This window comes from Arthrobacter sp. ISL-48, assembly GCF_018613805.1.
Classification (GTDB): Bacteria; Actinomycetota; Actinomycetes; order Actinomycetales; family Micrococcaceae; genus Arthrobacter.
The window spans coordinates 53,842-79,836 of record NZ_JAGGPL010000018.1 but is presented as its reverse complement, the minus strand read 5'-3'; the positions used below and the strand labels follow the sequence as shown (position 1 = coordinate 79,836).

Genomic DNA, 25,995 nt, shown 5'->3' with positions numbered 1-25,995 from the left:
AATGCCGGCAGACAGCCGGCATTACGGCCGCCAGACCGGCGGCTAGATGGTGACGTTGAGCCCAGCTGTGTATCCGGAAGCTGCCGAACCGCTCATAGCGGCGAGCTGGTAGGTGCCGCCGTCGTCCCCGAACACATTGTCCGACTTTAGGGTGGTGCGCTTCATGTTGGCCACACTCGCCTCGTAGCCCGCCGTGGCGTAAACGTCATCACAGGCCGCCTGGGTGAGGGCGATCTGGGAAACAGCCAGCACCTGCCCGGCGGAAGTGGCATTACTCATGGACTCGAACACCTCAAAGTGGATGTGGGGCCACCGCCCGGAGTATGCGCCCGGGAAAATGGAGGTGAAAGTGACTTGACCGTTGGCGTCGGCTTCCTGGACCCCCCGGAGGTAATTTTCGTTCGCGAGCCCGGCATCGTACATGGAGTACTTTCCACTCCGGTCGCAGTGCCAGGCATAGACGGCGGCTCCCGCCAGCGGGACGCAGCCGTTGGCGTTGTCCAGGAGTGTCAGGGTGATGGTCAGCGGCACGCCTTCGGCCTTGGTCGTGGACGTCCCGAAGCTCGAGGTAATGTCCTGTCGCACCACGCCCGAAGCCTCCAGGACGTTGGGGCCATTGGAGCCGTCGCCGGGGTAGGGTCCCGCCGTTTCCTCCGGAATTTCCACCCCGCACTCTGCGATGGCCCGGGTCAGGGTGGGGCTGGCGGTAGCCGCCGAAGTGGCCGGCGTGGCGGCTGCACTTACGGTGGCAGTCTCCGTGGCAGTTCCGGTCGCCCCCGACGCCGACGTGCTGGCTGTGGAGGTCGACCCGGCTGGAGTGCACGCGGCCAAAGCCACGGCGGCGCCGCCGGCGCCGATGAACATCCCCAGCGAGCGGCGGCTCATGAGCGTAGAGAGGTCGAACTCAAGCCCTCGATCATGGCTGGGGTGCGGGACCTGCAGGGTCCGGTCAAGGGAAGTGTGGGGATCAGAGGGTGCATGTGAAGGGTTCATGGGTCCATCAAAGTAGCTGGCACTATGTCGCGCATAGTGTCTTCCTGTGAGGAGGCTGTGAGTGGCCGGCGCACCAGAGCTCTTAGTAGTCAGGGTTGCTCGGGACCACCAAGCCTGTCTCGTAGGCGTACACCACAGCCTGGACGCGGTCCCGCAGATGGAGTTTGGTGAGGATCCTGCGGACGTGGGTCTTGACCGTCGCTTCCGACAGGAAATACCGGTGGGCGATCTCGCCGTTGGAGAGTCCTTCGGCCATGGCCTCCAGCATCTCCGTTTCGCGGGGTGTGAGATCCTCCAGCAGTGGATCCTTCGTGGCGGCAGCAGGCGCCGGCCGGTCGGCTCCCCGCACGTACGTTTCCAGGAGCCGCTGCGTGACCCGGGGCGCCACCACCGCATCCCCGCTGGCGACCACCCGGACAGCACTGATTAGTTCCTCGGGTGCCACGTCCTTCAAGAGGAACGCGGAGGCGCCCGCCTGCAGACCGGCGAAGGCGTACTCATCCACGTCGAACGTGGTCAGGATGATGATCCTGGCACCGGAGCCGGTGGCAGTGATGGCACGCGTCGCCTCAATGCCGTCCAGCACCGGCATCCGGACATCCATCAGCACCACGTCGGGGCTCAGTTCACGGACCAGCCGCACCGCCTCAGCGCCGTCGGAAGCCTCGCCCAGGATCTGGAGGTCATCTTCGCCTTCGAGGATCAGCCGGAAGCCCATCCTGAGGAGAGGCTGGTCATCCACCAGCAGGACGGTGATCCCTTGTCTCTCAGTCATGTTCTGCCTTGCAGTTGTTCGGCTGGTTTGTGGAGATGGCCATTTCCTCCCGGAGGCAGTTCGTCCGCCCGTTCCCCGGGCCACGCCAGGACGGCCCGCACGCTCCAGCCCTGGCCTTTCCGGCCGGCCTCTACCGTGCCGGAGTAGATGCGGGCACGCTCGGCCATGCCTGCCAGCCCCTGCCCCGATCCCCAAACGGGACCGGATCCCGGCCCAGGCCCCCCTGCCTGCCCGGACCCCGCCTGGCCTGAACCCACCGGACCGGCCTCAACGGTTCCCTGCCCCGCTGACCCGCTGCCGTCGTCGAGCACTTCAATCGTGACGGTGGAACCGGCGCGGACAATCCCGACGTCAACCCGGCTGATGGCACGGGCGTACCGGAGCACGTTCGTGAGGGACTCCTGCACTATCCGGTAGACGGTCAGCTGGAAGGCCGCGTCCTGGGGCAGTGCCGGACCTGTGTGCGAGTAGTGCAGCGGCAGGCCCGCGGTTCGAAAACCCTCCAGCAACTTGTCCAGGCTGTCTGCGGACGCGAGCGGCTGCCGGGGCGCCGCCCCTCCGGCGTCGTCCCGGAGCACGCCGAGTACGCGTCGCATGTCCGCAAGCGCGGTCCGGCCCGTGCGGACAGCTCACCGAGCACCTCGCCCGCGCGCTCGGGGCTCTTCCTGACTACGACGGCGGCGCCGTCCGAGAGGCTGATCATCACCGTCAGCGAGTGGGCCACGACGTCGTGCATTTCACGGGCAATCCGGGTGCGTTCGTTCACGGATGCAAGGCCGGCCGTCCGGGCGGCCCACGCAGCGATTTCCTGCTCATGTTCGCGCCGCTGCCGTACAGAGATCCCGATGCCGGTGGCGATGACGTTGGACAGTGCAATAGTGGCACCCGTGGCAATGCTGGTCAGGAGATGGAAGTCCGCCGGATTCGGCCCGGCCTCATGGACGAACGAGTTGTCCATCGGGCCGACGGCGGCGAGGAGGTACAGCAAAGCAAGTGGCGCGGTGGCCGCAGCGAGCGTGATGAGCGCGAACCGCCGCTTCTGCATGGCGGCCACGGCGTACAGCGAAAACCACAGCCCGGCCGAAACGTTCGAGCCCCAGGGATGAAGGAGGGTGACAGCGACTTCCACTACGGCCACGAAGGCCACCAGCGCGACGGGATAGGTACGCCGGAAAAACAATGCTCCGGCTACTGCCACAAGGAGGGCGGCGGCCAGCCATGCCCCTGACATGAGCGCATCCACCACCGTTGGAGCCACCAGCAGCGCATAGCAAAGGGCCACCACCGCGTCCATCATCCGCGGATGCTTGTAGAGGTAGCGGCGGAGCAGGCCGCGGCGCTTTGCCGTGATTTCGGCAAAGGACGCGTCGGCCTGGCCAGCCGGCGCGTCCTTCACTGGTAGCGGGTCGTTCATGGTCTGAGCCTAGACGCTGCGGCTTCCTAGACGTCGCGCTTCTTCAGCACGATCATGGCTGGCACCACGAACAGCAGAACGTAGCCCAGGAAGATCAGGCCGCCCTGCCAGGGGTCGATCACACCGTCGGTGTGGCCGATGGAAAGGAAGCGCCCGCCGGCCTCACTGGGGATGTACTGCGGCACGTACTTCCAGAAGTCACCGGGAATGAAGGTCATAAAGCTGGAAGCAATGGACAGGACGAAGAACAGGCCCACCAGGACGGTAATGCCACCGGCCGAGTTGCGCAGCAGGGTCCCCAGCGACAGGCCGATCAGTGCCACACCGGACACGTAGAGGCCGCCCGTGAACACGCTGTACAGGACACCGTCAGTAAACCAGCCAAGATCAAAGCCCAGTCCCCGGAACACCGGCATGGCAATAAGGAACGTGACCACTGCTGCAAGGGTGGTGATGACGTAGGAAACCACGGCCAGCAGGATGGCCTTTGCCACGAAGGCCGGGGTCCGGCGGGGGACCGCGTTCATGGTGGAGCGGATCATCCCCGTGGCATATTCCGAGGAAATGAACAGGACAGCCAGGGAGCCCAGCACCAGGATGCCGATCTGCAGGCCGGCGTTGGGCAGGTTGTAGAGATCAAAGCCCGATCCGGGAGGAAAGCTCTTTTCCATCATGTCCGGGGTCATGGTCTGGCCCTGGTCCCGTGCAGTGCGCGCCATGTTTTCCAGGACGGAGTACCGGATGAGGACGGCAAGGCCGCCGACGCCGATGATGGCCACGAGGGTGAGCAGCAGCAGGATGCGGGTGGACATCAGTGACCGGAGCTTGATCCATTCGGACCTCAGCACTCCTCCGAAGGTCACGCTGCCTGAACCTGCGGTAGAACGGACAGGGGTGCGGGTTTCAGTCATGGTGGTCATCGTCCTTACTTTCCTGCCGTTGCCGTGGCGTATGCCTCGGTGGGTCCGCCGGACAAGTGCGAGTGGTACTCCACCTCGTCCTTGGTGAGATCGAAATATGCGTCCTCCAGGGACGAAAGCTGCGGGGTGAGCTCATAGACCAGCACGCGGTTCTCCAGCGCGACCTGGGCGATCTGCCGCGAATCCATCCCGGTCACTTCCAAGGTCTCGGCCTCGCTCTGGTCCACCTTCACGCCTTCCCCGGCCAGGAGCGCGGACAGTTGCGAGGCTGAGGAGGTGCGGACCAGCGTGCGTGCCTGGCGCGTACCGGCAATGATCTGCTCGACGGGGGCATCGGCAATGATTCGTCCCCGGCCGATCACAATCAGGTGGTCCGCGGTCTGGGCCATCTCGCTCATCAGGTGCGAGGAGAGGAACACCGTTTTGCCCTGATCGGCCAGGTACCTCACCAGGTTGCGGACCCAGAGAACACCCTCCGGATCCAGGCCGTTGACCGGTTCGTCCAGGATCAGGGTCTGTGGGTCACCAAGCAGGGCCGCGGCAATGCCCAGACGCTGCCCCATCCCGAGCGAGAACCCGCCCGCCTTCTTTTTCGCCACGGCCTCCAGGCCCGTCATCTCTATGACCTCATGCACCCGCGACTTGGGGATGTTGTGCGTTGCCGCCATGGCCAGCAGGTGGTTGTAGGCGCTGCGGCTCGTGTGGACGGCCTTGGCGTCCAGCAGCGCGCCTACCTCGTGAAGCGGCGCTTTGTGTTCGGCATACGGGAGTCCGTTGACGGTGACCGTGCCCGACGTCGGCCGGTCCAGTCCCATGACCATGCGCATCGTGGTTGATTTGCCGGCGCCGTTGGGGCCCAGGAAGCCCGTAACCTGCCCCGCCTGGACGGTAAAACTGACGCCGCCGACTGCGGCCTTGCCGCCGTAGACCTTGGTCAGGCCTTTTGCCTCGATCATGGGAGTGTTCCTTCGAACGGCAGCTGTGGCTGCGGGATGCAGGGATGTGTGGTGTGCATCCTCAACGCTACAGACGGGAGGCGCGGGTTTCGCCGGTCTCAGGGATGATTCAGGGTTGATTCAGGGTAGTCCGGACGGATGACCGGAATGCGTCAGCGTCGTGGCGAGTAGTAGGCCAGGGCGTGCCGTTCCACTCGGAACTCGACACTTCGTACTCCCGCCAGGGCCTCGCCGTCGACCGCCAGAACCATCGGCGAACCTGCCGATTCGATGCGGACGCGCGTGGCCTCCCTGAGGTGTGTGATCCGGGATGTGGCCACAGTTCCTGTCAGGACGGACCACAGCAGGCGCAGCCGGGCGAAGGATTCATCGGCGGTGATCATCCGGATATCCAGCACTCCGTCGTCGAGGACCGGACGCAGCAGGGGTGCGTGGTCCCGGGGGTAGTACCGGCCGCGGCCGACATAGGCGATCCAGAGCTTGTGCCGCATCCCGTCCACGATCAGTGTGGTGGGTGTGCCGGCGGCGAACGTCCGGAACATGGCCACTACTCCGGCCAAGGGCTTGCCGAGGGCAGGTTGAAGGTGCTCGCGGCGCCTGACCAGGTTGGGGTACATGCCGATGCTCGCCGTGTTCAGCATGATGAGTTCCGCGTTCTCGGGATTCCCTGCCATGCCACGCTCCAGAGACACCACGCCAACATCGGCAAGGGCTGCCTCGCCACCTGAGGCGGCCTCCACGGCATCTTTGAGGCTGCTGATGCCCGCATCGCGGGCGAAGTGGTTAAGTGTTCCCCCGGGCAGCACAAGCAGCGGGAGGGAATGGCCGACGGCCGCAGCGGCCGCTGCACCCACCGTGCCGTCGCCACCCCACACGCCAAGTGCCCTGGTTCCGGGGACGGCGACAGTGGATCGGATCTCATCCACGAGGTTCTCGCCGGGGTGAACCGACTTTATATACGCCTTAGGGAATACGTCTTGCAACGCTGCTGCGGTCTCGTCGGTGAAGGAGCCTCCGAGGGTGTTGACTACTATGCTGAGGCCCTCACCTCCGGGGAGTTCCGGGGCTGTCGTCCAGGTGCGGGCCGTGTCCGGAAACGGCGGACGCACGGGCCACCATTTGCGGGTGATCAATGCGGCCCCTGCGCCAATGGCGGAGCCGAACAGGACGTCCGATGGCCAGTGCGCGCCGGTATGTACCCGCGAATAGGCGACTCCCGCGGCTGCCGGGGCCAGAACGGCGCCGAGCGAGGGCTTGACGAGCCCGGCCCCCACCGCGAATGCTGTGGCCGACGCCGAATGTCCGGATGGCATGGAGGAGCTCTTGGGCTGCGGGTGGACGAAGCGGAACACGGGAAGATGCTCAGGCAGGGGACGGGTCCGGGGCAGCAAGGTCTTAAACACCACGTTGGTCACGGCGGAGGCAACTGCCTGGGCGATAAGGCCGTGCAGCGCGGCCCGGCGGGGCTTTCCACGGAACGCTGCCATCACGGCTGCCACACCAATCCAGAGCTTTCCGTGGTTGGCGGACGCAGAGAGCCGCCGGAAGAACTCGTCATGGTTTCCGCCGGGGAACGCCGAAACGCCGCGCACCAGATGCCGGTCAAAGCGGCTGATCCATCCAGGGCCTTTGCGCCAGGTGCTGTGCATCTCCCCACCCTACCGCCGGTGTGGCTGCCTACTTTGAAGGCAGAGGCCTGGCCGCGCCAGCCAGGACAAGGGCAAGCACGATCGGTGCGAGGATGGCCAGCAGTGCCAGCCGGATTCCCGTGAGGTCGCCCAGGTATCCCAGCAGCGGCGGGCCCGCGAGGAAGGAAATATACCCAAGCGTGGATACAACAGAAACCCGGACGGCTGCACGCTGCGGATCATCGGCCGCAGCGGACATCCCCATCGGGAATGCGAGTGCTGCGCCAATCCCCCACAGGGCGGCACCCGCTGCGGCCAGCCAGACGTTTCCGGCCAGGACAAACAGGCAAAGGCCAGCTGCTGCTGCCGCCATGCTGGCCCGCAACACCGCCACGCGGCCATACGCGTCGATCACACGGCCGCCGAAGAAGCGCATGCACGTCATGGCCAGCACAAAGAGGGCAAACATCAGTGCACCGGTGGATTCCGAAGTGCCCAAACCGTCGACAGAGGCCTTCGAGATCCAGTCATTTCCGGCGCCCTCGGTCAGCGTGGCACCCAGGACCACTACCCCGATCAGCACGGTGCGGCTTTCCCGCCAGGCCGAGGGTCCCTTCGGCGCCTTGGGCTCACCCTCGGCGGGCTCGGCCACTGCAGCGTGGGGAAGGAAGTAGCGCGGCGTCAGCATCGTCGCAAGGGCCACCAGCGCGGCGATAGCCAGCAGGTGCACCGGCAGGCCAACTCCAACGTTTGAAAGCCCGGCGCCGATCAGTGCACCAATGAAAGCTCCGCCACTGAAGGCAGCGTGGAACTGCGGCATGATGGTGCGCCGGAGCCGGTGTTCGACGTCTGCTCCTTCGATGTTTTGGGACACGTCCCAAAGACCGATGCCGATTCCGAAGAAAAACAAGCAGACAGCCGTTCCCACTTTGGATTCACCCGAGAGGGACAGTGCAATACCTATGCTGGCCAACGTAACCATCAGCCCGCTGGCGCGGATGGTGTTTGCGGTGCCGATCCTGCTCACCACCAGACCCGCCGTCGGAAGCGCCAGCAGCGACCCAATGGCCGCGCACAGCAGGAGCGTGCCCATCTGCCCGGAGGTCACCTGGAGGGTTTCCGTAACGGCCGGGATCCTCGCGGCCCAACTGGCAAAGACCAGTCCGTTGATTCCGAAGACCACGAAGGTCGCGGCTGCTGCTGCCTTGAGTGCCGGACCGGCTTTGGTGCTGGTGTTGATGCTCATACGTTCACTACTTCCACCGAGAGCTTGTTGAGTTGTGCGAGTTCTTCCGCACTAAGGTTCTTTTCCGTCACAATCACGTCCACCGACGCCAAGCCCGCCACGAGTGCAACGGCGTTGGCATTCCACTTGGAGCCGCCGCAGGCAACGATCACCCGGCCAGCCGATTCAAGGCCGGCTCGTTTCACGGCTGCGTCGTCGAGGTCGTGGGCCAGCAGTCCGTCCTTGAGGTTTAGGGCGCAGGGCGTGACTACCGCGGTGTCGAAGCGAAGCGAGCGGATGTTCGATTCCGCGAGGGGCCCGCGGAAGCATAGCTCACCGGGGATGAGGCTGCCGCCGGGAAGCAGCAGGGCGGGGCGCTGGCCGGCGGCCTGGTCTTCGCCCGTAACCGCGTTCAGCGCACGAATGGACATGGGCATCAGCGTCAGGTCGCGGCCCCGCAGGCTCCGTGCGATCTGTGTGGCAGTGGTGCCACTGTCCAGCCAGACATGCTCCCGGTCCCGCAGCAGTCCAGCCACGGCGGAAGCGATCCGGACCTTGATGCTTTGATCCTCCAGTTCCCGCTGGCCGTAACCCGGGTTCTCTCCGCGGACGATCAGGCTCTTGGCGCCGCCGTGGACACGGCGCAGGACCCCGTGGGCCGCGAGCACCTCAAGGTCCCGGCGGATCGTGGCACCAGAAGCATCGCAGGCGGCGGACAGCTCGTCCACTGTCATCTCGGCCCGCTTGCGCAACAACTCCCCGATAAGACGGTGCCGTTCGTCTGTCTTCATGCTCAAATGCTAGCAAGTCTTGATCATTTAAACACGGCGTGATCACTTCCCTCCGGCCAAGGGGTCATCTTCGCCCCCGACGGGTCCGAATCCCAGCGCAAGACTGTTGCCCCAGCCCAACCCTCTCTCACTTCCTGCACCAAAAGCACGAACCCTCTCTCACTCAGTGAGAGAGGGTCCATGAAAAACACGCAGGATGTGAGAGAGCGTCCTGATCAGCGGGCGCGCTCCACCCTCTTCTCATCCCACACGGGCTCAGCGGATTCGTACACGCGGCCGTCGGATCCGAATACGAGGAAGCGGTCAAACGTCCGGGCAAACCAGCGGTCGTGGGTGACGGCAAGGACCGTTCCTTCGAAGTGGTCTATGGCCCTCTCCAGCGCCTCGGCCGAGTGCAGGTCGAGGTTGTCAGTGGGCTCGTCCAGCAGCAACAGCGTGGCTCCGGACAGCTGCAGCAGGAGGATCTGGAACCGGGCCTGTTGACCGCCAGACAGGGACTCGTACTTCTGCTCGGACTGCCCGGCCAGGCCGTAGCCGTCCAGGGCCCCGGCGGCGGCTTCGCGGCCCAGCCCGGAACGGTGCTCGTCTCCGCGGTGAAGGATCTCCAGGAGTGTTTTGCCCAGGAGATCCGGCCGGACGTGGGTCTGGGCAAAGAAGCCGGGCCGGATGCGGGCGCCGAGCTTCACGGTGCCTTCGTGCGGTACCTCGGCGATCTCGACGTCGGACACGGGCACGTGCTCCCGTTCAGGATCCGTGCCGCCCATGGCGAGCAGCCGCAGGAAGTGGCTCTTGCCGGAGCCGTTGGAACCAAGCACACCCACGCGGTCACCGAACCACACCTCGGTGGAGAAGGGCTTCATCAGCCCGGTCAGCTCCAGCTTCTCGGCCACGATGGCGCGTTTGGCCGTGCGGCCGCCCTTGAGCCGCATGTGTACGTTTTGTTCAATCGGGAGAGCCTCCGGCGGGCCGGCCTCCAGGAATTTCGCCAGCCGGGTCTGGGCCGCGTGGTAACGGTTGGCCATATCCGAGCGGAACGCTGCCTTGTTCTTGTACATGTTGACGAGTTCCTTGAGCTTCACGTGCTCCTCGTCCCAACGCTTGCGGAGTTCCTCGAAGCGGGCATTCCGGTCGGCCCGGGCGTCCACGTAGGAGCCAAAGCCGCCACCGTGGACCCATGCACCGGCCCCGTTGATGCCGGGCTCCAGGGTGACGATGCGTCCCGCGGCGTTGTTCAGCAACTCGCGGTCGTGGCTGATGAAGAACACGGTCTTCTTGGACTCGTTGAGCTTGTCCTCCAGCCAGCGCTTGCCCGGAACGTCCAGATAGTTGTCCGGTTCGTCCAGGAGCAGCAGTTCGTCGGGGCCGGCAAACAGCGCCTCCAGGACCAGCCGCTTCTGCTCGCCGCCGGAAAGGCTCGACGCCGGGCGGTGCTGCGCACGGTCAAACGGCACGCCCAGAGCGGCCATGCACACTTCGTCCCAGACGGTCTCCACGTCGTAGCCACCTGCATCGCCCCAGTCCACGACCGCCTGGGCGTACCGCATCTGGGTGGGTTCGTCGTCGTGCTCCATCATGGCGAGTTCAGACTCGTCAACTTCGCGGGCAGCCGCCGCCAGTGCCGGTGGCGCGGCGGACACCAAGAGATCGCGGACGGTTGAGTCATCCCTGACCTGGCCCACGAACTGGCCCATGATGCCCATGTTGCCGGACCGGCCGATCGCGCCTTCGTCCGGCGTAAGGTCGCCGGAGATGATGCGGAACAGTGTGGTTTTGCCGGTGCCGTTGGGGCCGATAAGGGCCGTTTTGGTGCCGTCCGGGACCTTGAAAGTCACACCGTTGAGCAATTGGGTACCGTCGGAGAGGAAGTAGTCGATGCCGGAGACGTCAATATGGGCCACGCCAACAATCTTCCCACGGCCGTAGCACGCCGCAGTTCGTGCGTGTCAGCCCGCAGCGGTGAGGAACTGCTTGAGCAGCGGACCGGACGTGGTGGCTCCGAGGCCGCCATCCTCCACGAAGACAGCAACCGCCAGGTCACCGTGCACGGCCACAATCCAGGCATGCGTCTTGGGCGGGTTGTCGTTGCCAAATTCCGCCGTGCCGGTCTTGGCCCCCACAGGCGCACCAGGAACGCTGGACAGGAAGCCCGCATGGCCTGACGTAACAACGGCACGCATCATGTCTGACAGTGCTGCAGCCTCCGCCGCGGTGATCGGCTTGTCCGACGCCTTGGACGGTGCCTCCGGCGTAACGGTGGACGACGGCGACGGCGCAACAGATGCCGACGGCGAAGCAGCGCCTGCTGTCGGGTCGCCGGTCTTCCCTGCCGCGGCAGCGCCTGCGCCCGGATTGAGGACCAGCTGCGGTGAAACGGGGGAGCCCTTGGCCACAGAACCGGCCATAATGGCTGCCGCAAGCGGGGAGAGAAGTATCTTGCCCTGGCCGATCATAGAAGCCGCGTGTTCGGTGCCTTCGGCTGCGCCCGGTACTGACCCCAAGAACGCGGCCGCACCCAGGGAGGGCGCTTCCACGGCTACGCCCATGGCCATGGCGGCGGCCTCGAGTTGGTTCTGGGCGACCTTGTCCCGCTGTGAAATAAACGCCGTGTTGCAGGAGTGGGCGAAGGCATCCCGGAGGGTCACAGATCCCAAGGAAGAGGTGGGATAGCCTTCCGCATTCTTGAAGGTCCGGCCGTCCACGGTAAGGGTAGGCGTGCATTCCACCTTCGAATCCGGGGACATTCCGTTACGCAGCATGGCGAGTGAATCAACCATCTTAAACGTGGATCCAGGAGCGTGCTGGCCGAGCATGGCCGTGTTGTAGCCGTTGCTACCGGGACCCGACGCCGCCGCAAGCACGGCCCCGCTCGAGGGGCGTATCGCGACGATGGCGGATGCCGGACCGACATTGGCCAGAGTACTTTCCGCGAGTGCCTGCAGATTCGGGTCCAGAGTGGTTTTCAGGGGCGTGCCCGGGGTTGGCGCCACTTGAAAGACGACCCTGCGGGGATCGGTCGCCGCCCCTTGGATCTCTTCACGAGTGAGATCAGCCCGCTGGGCACGGATGACAACGGCAGGGGTGCCACGAAGCTGGGCGTCGTACTGCTGCTGCAGGCCGCCGATGCCGGTCACGTCCCCTGGGCTCAGGGCGCCGCCCGAGGCATCAATCTGTTCGGCTGTGGCCTCCCCGACAGAACCGAGTACGGCCCGGGCGAAGGTGCGGCTGGGCGCGAGCGGCACGTTATCGGGAATTCCCCGTGCCCCCGGAATGGCAGCGATCTGCTGGTCAGTGATGGTCCGTCCCTCATCACGCAATGTGAGGGCGGAAACGAAGGCTTCCGCGCCGGACGCCTGCACCTGCTGCACGTAGGCAGCCGGATCCACACCCACGAGTTTGGCGAGCTGGGTGGCTGATGCGGCAGCGTCGGCGGTCCCGAGCCGGGGCTTGTCGATGCCGACATTAACCACGGGGCGGTAGGTCACCAGTTTTGCGTCACCTGCGCCCAGGATATCGGCGCGCTGTGGCGCCTGGGTGCCCTTGCTGAGGATTTCGTTGTCTGCCAGGCCGGGCACCAGGTTGGTGGGGTCCCACACCGTCAGCCACTTGTCGCCGGATTTCTTGAACTTGGCGGAGACTGTGTACTTCCACTCACCAGCCCCGATTTTCCACGTGTAATTCAGCGGAGCCGTGGCGGTGTCGCCATCAAGGGTCACGTCGCCGGCCTCCACGGTCGGCTTGTCCGGATCGAGGGCTTTGAACACGTCCTGGACCTGCTGCTTGGCAACCGCGGAATCCCGGCCATCAAAGCCGACGGATCCGACATCGAGCGCGGAAAACGCCGATGCAAGTTGCTTGGCGGCGCTTTCGGCACCCCCGCGGCCATCGTCGCAGGCAACCAGGCCGGTGCCGAGAATGAGTCCGACTATGGCAAGTGACAGTTTTTTGGAGTTCCCCACTGCGCCATTATGCCCCCTTTTTGGAATGCGCTTGCTGTCACGCCCAATCCGGGGCCCAAGGGCCCTCGCGCAGGGGTCGGAATCCAACGGGGTGAGCTGCCTAGAGGCCAAGGCCGGGAACTGGCAGCCCGAATATGTCCTTGAGGGCATGCTTCGCCGCGTGATACCCCGGCATGCCTGTGACGCCGGGTCCCGGCGGGGTTGAAGACGAACAGAGGTAGACCCCACGCAAGGGCGTCCGCCACGGAACCGGCGAGACGACCGGCCTCTGGAGCAGGCCGCGCACATCCATGACACCAGCGCTGAAGTCACCACCGACGTAGTTGCGGTTGTACTGGGCCAGCTCCGCGGCAGTGGTGACGTGGGCCTGCACTACTACGTCGCGGAATCCGGGAGCGAAACGCTCCAGTTGCGCCGTGACGGCCTCTCCCATGTCCAGCGTTGATCCGGACGGCACATGGCAGTATGTCCACAGGATCTGGCGTCCGGAAGGCGCACGGCCGCTGTCGAATGGCGACGGCTGTGCCACCAACACATAGGGCCGCTCCGGGTGTCGTCCGGCCGTGACCTCGTTCTCCGCGTGCGCTATCTCGGCGCGGGTACCGCCGACGTGCACTGTCCCGGCCTTTGCCAGTTCCTGGTTCGCCCACGGGACCGGTGCGGAGAGGATGAAGTCCACCTTGCATGAGCCGTTTCCGTAGCGGAAGGCCTCGAGGGACCGCCGATACCTGCCCGGAAGTTCGAGGCCTGCGATGCTGAGTAATCCTCGTGGTGCGACGTCAAGCAGGGTGGCCCGCGGTTTGCCCAGTTCGTGCAGGCTTTCCACGGGCGCCCCGGTGTGAATCACGCCGCGGTGCGCCTTGATGTCCTCAGCCAGCGCTGCTGCAATGGCGCCGGATCCGCCAACGGGAATGGGCCAGCCTTCCGCATGGCCCAGCGCGCCCAGCATCAGCCCTGCCCCCGCGGCCGCCAGCGACGGAAGATGCGACACGGCATGGGCGGCCACGCCGCTAATCAAGGCAGGGGCCAGTTCCTCGCGGAAGCGTACGTTCCATAACGGCGAGCCCTGTTCAAGGGTCCGCAACCCGAAGAGGACTGCGGCAACAGGGTCTGCCGGAAACCGCAGAAGCTGGTGTTGCGTGAGATCCATGACGCCGTCGATGCGATGAACCAGCGGGCCCATCAGTTTGCGGTAGGCATCCCCGTCGCGCCCCAGGGCAGCGGCAGTGCGGTCCAGGGACCGGTAGGCAAGAGCCGCCCTGCCACCATCCAGGGGTGACCCGAAGGAAAGCTCCGGCACTACCAGATCCACCCGTCGCGCCAACTCGAACGCGCGGAAGAAAGGTGAAGCCAAGGCCATCGGATGGACCGCCGAACAGATGTCGTGGATGTGCCCGGGCTGCATCAGCTCGGCCGTGCGGGTCCCGCCGCCCATCGTCTCTGCCGCCTCGTACACCTCTACGGACAGCCCTGCCCTGGCCATTACTGCGGCAGCAGCCAGTCCATTGGGTCCGGAGCCGACGACGGCGACGTCAGGCATCGACCTTCGCTCCCCAAGGCGTTACGGACTCGAAAGGACGCCGGACACTTAGCCGCAGCCTGTCGGGCGCCCCATCGAAGGGACCGCCGTGGGGGTCATCCAGGTCATGCCGACGGATGGGGTCGTAACCGGGATCGTAAATGTCCCACACCACCCGCAGCATCAGATATGCCGTTGCAAGCATGTGTGCCGCCACGGCGAGGACATAGTAGGGCATGTCTATATTGTGCTGGGACGGGCCGCCGCTGGTCACCTGTCCCAGGTACATCCAAATGGCAGCCCAGTGCAGGCCCTCAATGCCCTGCCAAATGAGGAAATCGCGCCATCGGGGCCTGGCCAGTGCCAGAAGGGGAATCAGCCAGATCACGAACTGGGGCGAATACACCTTGTTGGTCAGGATGAATGCCGCCACGATGAGGAACACGAGCTGTGCAAGGCGGGGACGCCGCGAAGCCGTCAGGGCTACGAGGCCGATTCCCACGCAAGCCGCCACAAAAGCGTTCAGCGCGAACGAGTTGATAGTGTCCGGGTCCAGTATCTTCCACCGCAGCCTGTCGGCCACCAGGTTATAGGCGAACCAGATCGAACTGTATCCGGCCGGCCTCTCCTCGGTGAACTGGTAGAAGTACTTCCAGCCGGAAGGATTCAGGACCGCAATGGGCACGTTGACGGCCAGCCACGAAACGGCGCCGGCCGCGGCAGTCACCAGGAATGCGCGGATCCGCCCTGTGCGCAGGGACAGCAGCAGGATGGCTCCGAAAATCAGGACCGGATAGAGCTTGGTGGCCGTGCCCAGGCCAATGAGTAGCCCTGCCAGCACCAGTCGCTCACGGGAGAAGAAATACATCCCCAAAGCGAGAAAGCCCACCGCCCACATGTCCCAGTTGATGGTTCCGGCGAGGACGATCCCGGGCGCCAGTGCCACCATCGCCGCATCCCATGGCCGGCGATGCGACATCCGTGCAGTCGCCAGCACCGTAACAATCCAGACCGCGGCGATGAGCGTGGCGTTGACGTCGAAGTATCCCAGGATTCGAGAGCTACTGACACCATCTCCCGGGACCATTAATGCGGTGACTCCGGCAATCAGCCCCATGAGGACGGGGTATTCAAACAGGCTCCCCTGGCTGAGGAACGGGAACGTGCCTTCTCCCAAGCCCCTGTTGCGGAACAGTTCGGGGAAGTCGGAGTAGCACGTGGCGTAGAACTGGCCAGGGGACTCCCAGCCATTGACGCGGCAGTAGCCTTTGATGACGATGCCGGCCAGTGCGGCCAGGACCGTCAGGATGATCAGCGCGCGTTCCACTGTGAACACGCCGGGCGAGACAATTCCGGGGGCCGACCGTGCACCCATGGGGCCGCCGACCAGTTCCGTGAAGTTCCTCAGCAGCAGGTCGCTGCGGCTTGGAACAACCAGGCGGGCGCGTCGTCGGTGCACCGGCGGTTTAGTCTCCTGCATGCTCTCGAGCTTACCGGTGTGCTTAAACGGGGGAGCCCACGCGTCGCCGCGTGGGCTCCTTGCGGATTGGTGGCGAGGTGGGCCAACAGATCCTCCTAGGCGAACGAAGAGGGACTGTTGGATCAGCTCAGGCCACGTATTTGCTGGTGCAACAGTAGGTAGGCGTCCTCACGATGCCCGTCCAGCAGTTCCCCATTGAATTTTCGGGGGCTGTCACGGACTGGCTTGCGGCCGGAAAACAGCATTTCCTGGATCTTCTTGATCATCTTAGTCACCTCCTTCCGCGGGTTTCGGGCAGCCCGGGTGACAGGCTGGGAGCGGGATGTTGCGGCATTTGAGGCGGTCATCGTTTCCTTGAACATCCGGGAATGGAAATGGGCATGACAAATAGAGCCGTCTAAAGTCGCGACAATATCGGGCGTAAATTTGGACAAAGAAATGCCCGGCTTGATTAGTGGTGATTTCGCAAAAGCGAAATTGCGGCGCCTGAGGCAATTGCACGGCAGACCCAACAAGAAGCTGGTTCCGAACTATGGGATGCTGCGCAAAGGGTTCCGCATGGACGGACGCTGACCTTCAGCCACCCACTGACGGGGCGGCTACTGAACTGCTATCGCTGCACTGGTGCCGGGCACCAGGAGCGCAGAGTCCTAGGAGTCAGTTCGTCGGTCAAGACGGCGTGCATGAGCGACAGGGGCCGGGAACGCGGCGATGGTCATCTTCCATCCGCTAGTCAAAGTAATCATTTTCCCAACCTCCTTTTCCGCTCTGCCGCTGCTCGGGCTGACTCGCCAGGCAACGTGCGCCGTGACCCCGGCAATCCGCTCTGGGGTCAGAAATAAAATTACACTACGAATACAGCAGTTCGCCACTTAATCCGCAAAGATTTCAAGAAAGATTGTAAATACGGCTTTTATAGTCCCCATCGGACAATGGCCGGAGTCTTTTTATCCCAGCCAAGGGTGCACACCTTAGCCGTTCCCAGGATGAAGTGCCGGCCTTCGCCGGGCGGGAGCTCGAGCCAGCGCGCGGTGAGAATCCTGGAGAAATGTCCGTGGGCCACAATGAGCACGTTGTCTAACCCTGATTCGAGCACCCGTGCCACGATCTTGTCCGCGCGGGCAGCCACCTCGTCCAGGGTTTCGCCGTTGGGCACGCCATGCGTCCAGATCAGGTAGTCCGGGTTGTCTTTGCGGATCAGGTCCGAGCTGATGCCCTCGTAGTCGCCGTAGTTCCATTCCACGGCGAGGGGCTCATGCTGGGCGTCAGGGAAGCCTGCCAGTTCTGCCGTGCGGCGGGCCCGGCGCAGGGGAGACGTCAGCACCAGATCGAAGTCAACGGAATCCAGGACCTTCCGTGCCTCCACTGCCTGCTGCTCGCCCTCCACGGTCAGGGGCAGGTCCGTGAGGCCTGTGTATTGTCCGCTCTTCGACCATTCGGTCTCACCGTGGCGCAAAATCCAGAGCTGAGGACGGGGCGTCATCATCGGAACGTTCACTTGGACTCCTCTTTGGGGGAAAGTTCGACGCCGGCAGGGGACTTGTCCGCCTCCGGCACCGGAGGCGCTGATTCGGGCTGCTCCGCCCACCAGCGAAGCAGCCTGGACCTCGCGTCATCCGGCTGCAAGGGACCGTATTCCATCCGTTCGTCGAGCAGGAACTTATAAGCCCGGCCTACGACGGGTCCCGGTTTGATGCCCAGGATGGCCATGATCTGGGCGCCGTCAAGATCCGGACGGACGGCGTCCAGGGACTCCTGCTCCCGCAGGGCCGCAATCCGGGCTTCAAGGTCATCGTAGGCAAAAGCGAGCCTTTCGGCCTTCCGCTGGTTGCGTGTGGTGACGTCCGAGCGTGTCAGCAGATGCAGCCGTTCAAGCAGCGGGCCGGCGTCAGTGACGTAGCGGCGGACGGCCGAGTCACTCCAGCCGGCCTCTCCGTAGCCGTAGAACCGCATGTGCAGCTCCACCAGGCGGGCCACTGCCTTGATAGTGTCGTTGTCGAAGCGCAGGGCCTTCATCCGTTTCGCCGTGAGCTTGGATCCCACCATGTCGTGGTGGCGGAAGCTGACGGCGCCGCCCGGTTCAAAACGGCGCGTTGCCGGCTTGCCGACGTCGTGCATCAAAGCTGCGAACCGCAGCACGAAATCCGGGGCGGGCACGTCGCCGTCGGAATCTGTTTCCAGGCCTGCGGCCTGCTCCAGTACCTGCAGGGAGTGCTGGTACACATCTTTATGGCGGTGGTGCTCATCCGATTCGAGCCGCAACGCCGACACTTCGGGCAGCACAAACTCCGCCAAGCCCGTTTCCACCAGCAGGTCAACGCCCACGCGGGGGCTGGCGCCGCAAATGAGCTTGACCAGCTCGTCTCGGACCCGTTCTGCGGAAATGATGGTGATCCGTTCGGCCATCTGGCTCATGGCCAGCCGGACGTCGTCGTGCACGCTGATCCCGAGCTGGGACGCAAACCGTGCCGCGCGCATCATCCGGAGGGGATCGTCAGAGAAGGAGGCTTCGGGTGCTCCGGGCGTGGCCAGCACCGAGGCGTGGAGGTCCCGGACGCCGCCGAACGGGTCGATGAGTTCCAGGGTGGGCAACCGCAGTGCCATGGCGTTAATAGTGAAATCGCGGCGTAGAAGATCATCTGTCAGGGAGGAGCCGAAGGCCACCACGGGCTTTCGGGACTCAGGATCGTAGGCCTCGGCACGGTACGTGGTGACCTCGATCTGGAAGCCCGCCTTACGCATGCCGATGGTTCCGAAGGCCCGGCCGATTTCCCAGTAGTTGTCAGCCCATTTCTTGATCAGGGCCACCGTCTGGTCGGGTGTTGCGTCCGTGGTGAAGTCCAGGTCAGGCGACGTCCGCCCGAGGAATAGATCCCGCACCGGCCCCCCCACCAGCGACAGTTCGTGGCCGGCGTCGACAAAGCGCTGGCCGAGCTCCAGGACCACTGGATCCACCTGGAAATCGACGGTGTGGGTATCAGTCTTGTGATGTGCGTGCGCCATAGTTACTTAAGCTTGTCAGAAACCAGCGGCTCGGCAGGCCAAAATCGTGTCAAGATCTTGCCTATTCGCTCGAAGGCCAGCAAAGCGCGTCATACGCAGTCCATCTTGATGTCATGTTCCGGTCATCACCGGGGGGCAAGAGTCGTTAGAGTGGACTTCATGGCCCATCCCGTACCGAGCGCTCCCGGCAGGAGGACAAACCCACCGTTGCCGTCGGCAATCGGTGCCCATGTCGCGCCTGCCCCGCATTCGGCGCCGGCCTCGCTCCCTACGGTGGAGGAAATCTCTGCTGGCGGCGTTGTGGTGGACACGTCCGACGCCGAACTTAGGGTCGCAATTATTGCCCGCCTTAATAGGGGCGGTCGGCTGGAGTGGTGCCTGCCAAAGGGCCATCCGGAAGGCAACGAAAACAACGAACAGGCTGCCGTCCGGGAGATCGCCGAAGAAACAGGCATTGACGGGCGCATTCTTGCTCCGCTGGGCAGCATCGATTACTGGTTCACGGTCAGCGGGCACCGCGTCCACAAAACCGTGCACCACTACCTCCTGCGGGCCACCGGCGGGGAGCTCACCATCGAGAACGATCCCGATCAGGAGGCCGTTGACGTGGCGTGGGTGCCCATCCAGGAGTTGGCGCGCAAGCTCTCCTTTCCGAATGAGCGGCGTATCGCGGACCTGGCGCGGGAAGTCCTGCCAGAGCACCTTTGAGCTTTGTGCTCGCTTTAGTCGGCCCATGCATTGCGGCGTTAACCGTGTCCGGGTGAGACGATAAAGTCGATGTCAGCTACCAACTTTCCTTCCGATAATGCAAGCCCTGCCGGTGAGTCGGGGCCCGCTGCTGCCCAGCCGGCTCCGGCGCAGCAGAGTGAGTCCCGCTCCAGTGCCATCATGGCCGCGGGCACTCTGGTTTCGCGCTTCCTGGGCTTCGGCAAGACGTGGATGCTTGGTGCCGCGCTGGGGCTTGGTTCCACGGTCAATGACACGTTCATCAATGCGAACAACCTGCCCAACCTGATCTTCCTGCTGGTGGCCGGAGGCGTGTTCAACGCCGTGCTGGTGCCGCAGATCATCAAGGCCAGCAAGGCTGCGGACAGGGGAGCGGACTACATCAGCCGGCTGCTGACGCTGGCTGTGCTGCTCCTGCTGGGGCTTACCGCGCTGGTCACCCTCGCCGCCCCCTGGGTCATCGAGCTGACCACCCAGGGCTATTCGCCACAGCAAAAGTCGCTGGCGGTTGCCTTTGCATTCTGGTGCCTGCCGCAGATCTTCTTTTACGGCCTCTACGCGCTGCTCACCCAGGTCCTCAACGCCAACGGGGCGTTCGGTCCGGCAATGTGGGCCCCGATCCTTAACAATCTCGTGGCCATCGCCGGCCTGGGCATGTTCATCTGGATCTTCGGCTCTAACCTGGACGATCCGCACACGCTGGACAACTGGGGTTCCTCGCAGACCCTGCTCGTCGCGGGTTTCTCCACCATCGGGGTAGTGGCCCAGACAGCGATCCTGCTTATTCCGGTGTTCCGCCTGAAGCTGGGCCTCCGGCCCCGGTTCGGCTGGCGGGGTGTGGGACTGGGCCAGGCAGCGAAGCTGAGCGTGTGGACCCTGCTGACTGCCGCCGTCGGGCAGTTGGCCTTCCTGTATGTCATGAGGATCGCCACCATTCCCGGTGCAGAGCGCCTCCGCTTACAGGAGGCCAAGGACCCTGCTGCCGCCATGCTCCCCGGTAATGCCGTCCTGGAAGTGGCAAGCCAGTTGTACCTGCTGCCGCACTCGATCATCGCGCTTTCGCTGGCCACCGTGCTCTTTAACCGCATGACGCGCGCTTCCCAGGACGGCAACAGGGCGGAGCTTCGCGATGCCCTGTCACACGGGCTGCGCACCATGGCCGTGGCCACAGTTTTTGGCGCCCTGGCCCTCTTCGCACTGGCTGGACCTTTGGGTATGTTCTTCTCCGGCGGAAATCGCCAGGACGGCGTGATGCTGGCCCAGACGCTCACCATCCTGGCCCTGAGCACCCCCTTCATGAGCGCCAACTTCATGATGTCCCGCGTCTTCTATGCCAACGAAGACGCCCGCACCCCCTTCTACGTCCAGCTCCTCCTGGCCTTCGTGTATGTCGCCGGTGCCTTTGCCATCCAGTTCCTGCCCGTGGGCCAGATCATCTACGCCATTGCCATCCTGTACATGGTGGGCAATATCCTCTCGGTGGTCATCAGCGCCTACTTCCTGCGCCGGCTCCTGGGGCACCTGGACGGCCCGCGGATCGCCAATTCGTACATCCGGATGGGGTATGCAGCCCTCGGTTCCGCCATGGCGGGCGCCTTGGCTCTGTGGCTTATGGGCAGCTACAGCCCGGACGGCTTTGCGTGGAGCGACCGGCTCGCTGCCCTCGTGACGATCGTCGTCGTCGGCCCGGTCATGCTGGTGGCCTACCTGTTCCTCCTCAAGCTCTTCCACGTGGCCGAACTGCGGGATCTGCTGCGCCCCCTGCTGGGTCGCTTCGGGCGGGGCACGCCCGGGCCGGCTCCTGTGGGGACGCCGTCGTCATCCACGGCGGAGGCGAGCGGCTCCGGAACGCAACATCCGACGCCGGGCCGCGCCACAGTCTCGGTGGACACCGGCCTGATTCCCCGGATCTCCGGCGAGTTCGACGCTGCCTCCTTCCGGGCGGGACCGGCCCCCGAACGCTTAGCACCGCGGGGGCCTGCCGTGGACCGCGGAACCGCCCCGGAGGGCGCCGCCACGGATGCACGCTACCTCCCCGGCGAGGACGTACCCGGTACGTCGCGGGGGAGCCTGCTGCGCGACGAGATCCCCTTGCCTGGCCGTCACACGTTCCAAGGAAAGGCTGGCCACAACCCCTACTTCAGGTCTCGGCGGCCGCGGAAAAAGTGATCCCGACGGGCTTTTTGGCCGCCTGTCTCCACCGGCCGCCGCGGCCCATCGGCTAGGATCGACTGTGAACAAGGGTAGTTGCAGTGAAGCATCAGCCAGCTCGCCGGCAGGCCTTTGACCGGTGATGGCATCATCTACACCGGCAATTCCCGGACAGTCTAGGAGGAACACGTGTCCCACCCGATCGATGTTGGATCAGTACTCGGCGGCCGGTACAAGGTCACAGCCACTGTATTGACCTCGCACGGCCACGATCTGGTGCTGGACGGGGTGGACCAGGTTCTCAACCGTCCGGTCAGCATTCTGGTTGCCGGGCCGGACAACACCGAGCAGGTGGCGCAGAGCGCACGCGAGGTTGCCACGGGTGAGCGCCCGGGCAACGTCCAGGTCCTGGACCTCGGCGTGACCGACGCTGCCACGTACCTGATCACCAACCACACTTCAGCCGCAGACCTGCTGGACCTCGTGGTCGCCTCCAACCCGCCTTACGTTGAGCCCTTCTTCACGGACACGCTGGGCAGTGAAATCTTCGGCCAGCCGCGGTCGCAGGAGCCGGAACCGTACGACGACGAAGAAAACGTCGATGCCGGCTACATCAGTTACCGGGACAACCACCCGGCCGAGGTTGACGCTCACGGGACGGCCCCGGTGGTTCCCCCCAGGCCGCCGGCCCGTCCGACGTCGGCTCCTTCTTCGGGTGCGCCAGGTGCCAGTGCGGCAGCAGGTGCCGCCGCTTCGGGTGCCGCAAATGCCGCCGCTTTCAGTGGAGCGGGAGCCAGCAGGGATGCCCCGGGCGCTGAATCGTCCAGAGACTTCGCTGCCCGGCAGCAGGCCACCGCACCACAGCCTGTCCAGCCGGTTATGCCGCAGGCTGATGCTCCAAGCTCGGAAACCACCGGATCGAACGACGGCCCGGGCCCCGGCTCTCCCAAGGTGTCGCTCTGGTCGGAGGACGACTATGGCAACGCTGCAGCGGATCCGAACGTCGCCGATGAAGAGCCAGCCGAGGCCAGGGAACCACGCGCGGCAGATGGCTCGAAGAAGATGTTTCCTGCTTTTGCCCGGTCCACCTCATCTGAGAGGCCCATGCCGCCCGCTTCGGAGCCCGGGGACGACTACGAGGACGAAGCCGAGCGCGAACCCCGTTCCATGCGCTGGCTTGTGGGCGGCCTTCTCGCCGTCGTCCTGATTGCCGGCCTGGTGTTCGCTGTTACCAACCTTGGCAGCCTCTTCAAAAGCGATCCGCAGGCAAACACCACCTCCGGTGCGTCCTCTTCTTCCACGCCGGGGACCGGTTCTACCGGCCCGACGGCGAGTTCCGCGCCTCCAGCGGCGCCACCAGCCATTGAGAGCATCACCCGGCAGGGGGACTTCGACTTCGCTGCCACTTACGACGGCGATTTGGTGAAGGCCTTTGACGGGAATGCTGCCAGTTACTGGTCGGACATGGAGTTCGCCACGGAAGCGTGGGGCGGGCTGGCCCCCGAAGGCGTACCGCTCATTGTCAAGCTTAAGAACTCGGCCCGGATTTCCTCCATCACCCTGAACCAATTGGGAGCATCCGGCGGAAACATCAGCGTCCTCACCAACGATCGCCCATCCGTGGACGGTGCCAAGCTGGTGGGAACGAACAGTTTCACCTCAACTGACCTGACCATGCCGCTGGCTGAGCCGGTCCAGGCCCAGTACGTCATCATCAACATCAAGGCACTCCCGAAACTGGCTGCTCCCAAGACCCGGTACGGTTACGGGCTTCGCCTTGCGGAGATCAAGATCCAGTAGCGCTGGCAGTTGTGTTCGGCCCCGGGCCGCGTCTATGTTGCGTCGAGTTGCTTCGGCGGTCACAGGACGCGGCTCTGGCGTCTGCAGACGGTAATCTGGTATGGCGTCTTGTAGAGGTGACTCTGTGCCCTGATTCACGGTTCCTCCGTTTCCATGGCGCCCGGAATATTCATCATCAAGATTCAGTTGTGCCATGTGGCCGGCCCTCAAGGCCAGCGCATCGACTAAGGAAGAGGTTCACCGTTCAGTGAGCAACGCAGAAAACACCGCGTCCGAAGTACGTGATGTCATCATCGTCGGCTCCGGCCCGGCTGGTTACACGGCAGCCGTCTACACCGCGCGTGCCAACCTGAAGCCGTTGCTTCTGGCAGGATCTGTCACCGCCGGCGGGGAACTGATGAATACCACCGACGTCGAAAACTACCCGGGTTTCCCGGAAGGCATCATGGGTCCTGACCTCATGGAGAACTTCGAAAAGCAGGCGGCACGGTTTGGGACTGAGATCCAGTTCGAGGATGTCACGGCGCTGCAGCTCGACGGCGACATCAAGACTGTCACCATCGCTACCGGTGAGTCTTTTCAGGCCCGCGCAATTATTCTCTCGACCGGGTCCGCTTACCGCGAACTTGGCTTGCCTAACGAAAAGCGGCTTTCCGGGCACGGCGTCAGCTGGTGTGCAACCTGCGATGGTTTCTTTTTCAAGGATCAGGACATCGCCGTCATCGGCGGAGGAGACTCTGCCATGGAAGAGGCGCTCTTCCTGACCAAGTTTGCCAAGTCAGTTACGGTGGTTCACCGGCGCGACTCCCTCAAGGCCTCCAAGATCATGGCCGACCGCGCCCTGGCCCACGAGAAGATCAGCTTTATCTGGAACAGCGCTGTTGACGACGTCATCGGGCAGGACAAGGTCACGGGACTAAAGATCAAGAATCTCGTGGACGGAACTATCTCGGACCTGGCTGTGACCGGTGTCTTTGTGGCGATCGGCAACGACCCGCGCACTGAACTGGTCAAGGACACTCTGGAGATCACCCCTGCCGGAACTATCGCCGTAGAGGGCCGCAGTTCCCGGACCAGCGTTCCTGGCGTTTTTGCTGCCGGCGATGTCGTGGACCCCACGTACCGCCAGGCCATCACAGCTTCCGGCTCAGGGTGTGTCGCCGCCATCGATGTAGAGCACTACCTCGCAGACCTTCACGCGTAACCCGCGTAACCCGACAATCGAAGAGAGAGACAAGGTTATGAGCAACGCCAAAGACGTAACAGATGCAAGCTTCGGAACAGACGTACTGTCAGCCGAGAAGCCGGTCATCGTGGATTTTTGGGCTGAATGGTGCGGGCCGTGCCGCAAACTTGGCCCCATCCTCGACGAAATCTCCGTTGAGTACGGCGAGAAGGTTAATGTCGTCAAGGTTAACGTGGACGATAATCCCTCCATCGCGGCTGAATACGGAATTACCTCCATCCCCGCCGTCTACCTCTTCCAGAACGGCCAGGTGAAGAGCACTGTTATCGGCGCCAAGCCCAAGCAGTTCTTCGAGAAGGAATTCGCAGACGTGCTCTCCTGAGGACCTAGTCTCCTCTCGGTACCTGAGCACAGCTTGGCAACTTGAGTTTGTGGCCACCGCTTCCCGAAGCGGTGGCCATTTTCTTTGTCCAGTCCGGCTCAATATTTTCCAGCCCAGTCTGTGCCACGGCTAACCGTCTTCTCCTGACCCGTTGAGGACAGCTCTTCGGTGGAAAACAATCCAGTTTGTCTGTATTCGGGCAACTACTTATCGTCGCTGCCTTAGTAGCGGCCTCAGTGCACTTTGATTCGAAGAAGAGTAGGTTGCTTCATTGACTAGCCTGGCGCCGCCACGATGTGGCCTTGTTTCACGTGAAACATCCGAAGACCATGTGCCGCCATATGTTGCCGCGATACGCGAAGCAAGCCCGGGGAGCGCCGGCTGGATGTCGGAGCACCTGCATCAGCATGAGTTCGTGTTTGGGTACGCGAACCGGAAATACCGGCTGTTTCACGTGAAACACGCGATGCCGATCCACACCGGAATGGCGCTTCACGCCCGGCTAGGCAATCTCCAGCTTTATTCTCGCTGGGTGCCAAACTCGGAAGTAGCGGTGTGACAAGCCGCCGAGGCGCCACATCATTCGGGTGGATTTGCTGATTTGCAGAGAATCCCACTCCTGGTGGGTGGACTGTTCAGTGGGACAGGAGCTGTCGCGCTGATCGCCAACTCAAACACTGGTTGTCCGCGATCCCTACATTGGGGATAAACGACACGTACCCCGTTGGTCGTGGAGTATTCGGAAATCACTTCACAACCAAAAGCTGGCGCTTTCATTGACCCACGCCGGACCTTCTCGCACTATTCCTATCACTTCGGTCAGAATCATGAATCGGTTCTGGTGCCTTGGCGTGCGACGGGGCTGGCACCCCGAAGGCAGTATGACGCCAAGGTGACTGAATAGCCGGTGAACCAGCGCAGGCTCTCCAGAAGCAGAATCACGAGGCTCACTTTCGATGAAGCCGGCACCTGAACCAGGGATTAGCTGAATGCGCGGAATCTTGTCGACATCCCGGAGCCCTTCGGCAGGCACCGGATGCCTTGTATAGCGAAGGGGACCTAGCAACCAGAGACGAATCTTCCGACGAGT

Annotated in this window: 19 protein-coding genes and 1 pseudogene; 5 read left to right on the top strand and 15 right to left on the bottom strand. The window is 63.8% G+C overall.

Features of this window, described 5'->3' with window-relative positions; genetic code table 11:
• Positions 1-42: 42 nt before the first annotated feature.
• The 15 genes and pseudogenes from J7E83_RS15445 to J7E83_RS15375 form a co-directional block, all read right to left on the bottom strand.
• The gene (locus tag J7E83_RS15445; RefSeq protein WP_214963837.1) at positions 43-993 is read right to left on the bottom strand and encodes an intradiol ring-cleavage dioxygenase; all 951 of its coding nucleotides are present in this window, start codon (positions 991-993) and stop codon (positions 43-45) included.
• Positions 994-1,075: 82 nt separating this feature from the next.
• Entirely contained in the window at positions 1,076-1,768 is a 693-nt protein-coding gene (locus J7E83_RS15440) for a response regulator transcription factor (RefSeq protein ID WP_214963835.1), read from the bottom strand.
• A pseudogene (locus J7E83_RS15435) lies at positions 1,765-3,182 on the bottom strand (sensor histidine kinase). Before J7E83_RS15435 ends, J7E83_RS15440 begins: the two are co-directional and overlap by 4 nt.
• A 26-nt stretch (positions 3,183-3,208) precedes the next feature.
• Complete coding sequence (locus J7E83_RS15430; RefSeq protein WP_251043922.1) at positions 3,209-4,093, bottom strand: ABC transporter permease; 885 nt, start codon at positions 4,091-4,093, stop codon at positions 3,209-3,211.
• Between the two features lie 14 nt (positions 4,094-4,107).
• Positions 4,108-5,058, bottom strand: a complete 951-nt coding sequence (locus J7E83_RS15425; RefSeq protein ID WP_214963825.1) for an ABC transporter ATP-binding protein — start codon at positions 5,056-5,058, stop codon at positions 4,108-4,110.
• 152 nt (positions 5,059-5,210) lie between these two features.
• The gene (locus J7E83_RS15420; RefSeq protein ID WP_214963823.1) at positions 5,211-6,707 is read right to left on the bottom strand and encodes a bifunctional phosphatase PAP2/diacylglycerol kinase family protein; all 1,497 of its coding nucleotides are present in this window, start codon (positions 6,705-6,707) and stop codon (positions 5,211-5,213) included.
• Between the two features lie 28 nt (positions 6,708-6,735).
• On the bottom strand, positions 6,736-7,932 hold the full coding sequence (locus J7E83_RS15415; protein WP_214963821.1) for an MFS transporter: 1,197 nt from the start codon (positions 7,930-7,932) through the stop codon (positions 6,736-6,738).
• Positions 7,929-8,702 (bottom strand): DeoR/GlpR family DNA-binding transcription regulator, encoded by a 774-nt coding sequence (locus J7E83_RS15410; protein ID WP_214963819.1) that lies wholly within the window; start codon positions 8,700-8,702, stop codon positions 7,929-7,931. The genes J7E83_RS15415 and J7E83_RS15410 overlap by 4 nt, the downstream gene beginning before the upstream one ends.
• Before the next feature lie 215 nt (positions 8,703-8,917).
• The gene (locus tag J7E83_RS15405; protein ID WP_214963817.1) at positions 8,918-10,600 is read right to left on the bottom strand and encodes an ABC-F family ATP-binding cassette domain-containing protein; all 1,683 of its coding nucleotides are present in this window, start codon (positions 10,598-10,600) and stop codon (positions 8,918-8,920) included.
• Positions 10,601-10,645: 45 nt separating this feature from the next.
• Positions 10,646-12,658 carry a penicillin-binding transpeptidase domain-containing protein gene (locus J7E83_RS15400; protein ID WP_214963815.1) on the bottom strand — a complete coding sequence of 671 codons (2,013 nt, stop codon included), beginning with the start codon at positions 12,656-12,658 and terminating at the stop codon, positions 10,646-10,648.
• A gap of 100 nt (positions 12,659-12,758) precedes the next feature.
• On the bottom strand, positions 12,759-14,198 hold the full coding sequence (locus J7E83_RS15395) for an NAD(P)/FAD-dependent oxidoreductase (RefSeq protein ID WP_214963811.1): 1,440 nt from the start codon (positions 14,196-14,198) through the stop codon (positions 12,759-12,761).
• A complete protein-coding gene (locus tag J7E83_RS15390; protein WP_214963809.1) occupies positions 14,191-15,657 on the bottom strand; it encodes a glycosyltransferase family 87 protein in 1,467 nt (488 codons plus the stop codon). The genes J7E83_RS15395 and J7E83_RS15390 overlap by 8 nt, the downstream gene beginning before the upstream one ends.
• A gap of 122 nt (positions 15,658-15,779) precedes the next feature.
• Entirely contained in the window at positions 15,780-15,923 is a 144-nt protein-coding gene (locus J7E83_RS15385) for a hypothetical protein (RefSeq protein ID WP_214963806.1), read from the bottom strand.
• A gap of 647 nt (positions 15,924-16,570) precedes the next feature.
• Positions 16,571-17,143, bottom strand: a complete 573-nt coding sequence (locus tag J7E83_RS15380; RefSeq protein ID WP_214964454.1) for a histidine phosphatase family protein — start codon at positions 17,141-17,143, stop codon at positions 16,571-16,573.
• 8 nt (positions 17,144-17,151) lie between these two features.
• Entirely contained in the window at positions 17,152-18,660 is a 1,509-nt protein-coding gene (locus J7E83_RS15375) for a CCA tRNA nucleotidyltransferase (RefSeq protein WP_214963803.1), read from the bottom strand.
• Between the two features lie 207 nt (positions 18,661-18,867).
• On the opposite strand from J7E83_RS15375, the gene J7E83_RS15370 reads away from it, so the two are divergent.
• The 5 genes from J7E83_RS15370 to trxA all read left to right on the top strand — a co-directional run bounded on the left by J7E83_RS15370 (position 18,868) and on the right by trxA (position 24,905).
• Positions 18,868-19,368: an NUDIX hydrolase gene (locus J7E83_RS15370; protein WP_214964453.1), complete on the top strand. Its 501-nt coding sequence runs from the start codon at positions 18,868-18,870 to the stop codon at positions 19,366-19,368.
• A gap of 69 nt (positions 19,369-19,437) precedes the next feature.
• Positions 19,438-21,555 carry a murein biosynthesis integral membrane protein MurJ gene (murJ, locus tag J7E83_RS15365; RefSeq protein WP_214963800.1) on the top strand — a complete coding sequence of 706 codons (2,118 nt, stop codon included), beginning with the start codon at positions 19,438-19,440 and terminating at the stop codon, positions 21,553-21,555.
• A 171-nt stretch (positions 21,556-21,726) separates the two neighbouring features.
• Positions 21,727-23,337 carry an ABC transporter substrate-binding protein gene (locus J7E83_RS15360; protein ID WP_214963797.1) on the top strand — a complete coding sequence of 537 codons (1,611 nt, stop codon included), beginning with the start codon at positions 21,727-21,729 and terminating at the stop codon, positions 23,335-23,337.
• Positions 23,338-23,584: 247 nt separating this feature from the next.
• The gene (gene trxB, locus J7E83_RS15355) at positions 23,585-24,541 is read left to right on the top strand and encodes a thioredoxin-disulfide reductase (protein ID WP_214963794.1); all 957 of its coding nucleotides are present in this window, start codon (positions 23,585-23,587) and stop codon (positions 24,539-24,541) included.
• Between the two features lie 37 nt (positions 24,542-24,578).
• On the top strand, positions 24,579-24,905 hold the full coding sequence (gene trxA / locus J7E83_RS15350) for a thioredoxin (RefSeq protein ID WP_214963791.1): 327 nt from the start codon (positions 24,579-24,581) through the stop codon (positions 24,903-24,905).
• Positions 24,906-25,995: the final 1,090 nt, after the last annotated feature.